1 pseudogene is annotated in these 234 nt (G+C 69.2%); it reads right to left on the reverse strand.

The features are described 5' to 3' along the window. Window positions 1–35 precede the first annotated feature (35 nt). A pseudogene (locus BST14_RS32400) lies at window positions 36–234 on the reverse strand (hypothetical protein); the annotation flags it as partial.

Genomic DNA, 234 nt, shown 5'->3' on the forward strand with positions numbered 1-234 from the left:
GATTGAAGGCGGCCGCGCCGCCCTGGAAATTCGTCTCAGGCCCCGTGCGCGGGATGTTCGAAGGCGCCGGGATCGGCCGGCAGGATCATTCGCGCCGGGGCCTGGCGCGTGGCCTTGCGCCGCGCCACCAGGTAGTAGAGGACCGCCGGCACCAGCAAGCCGATGATCCAGGAGATATCCACGCCGCCGAGGTGCTCGACCATCGGTCCGGTGTACAGCGTGGTCGCCAGGAAC

It is taken from the genome of Mycobacterium arosiense ATCC BAA-1401 = DSM 45069, assembly GCF_002086125.1.
GTDB classification, from domain to species: Bacteria; Actinomycetota; Actinomycetes; order Mycobacteriales; family Mycobacteriaceae; genus Mycobacterium; species Mycobacterium arosiense.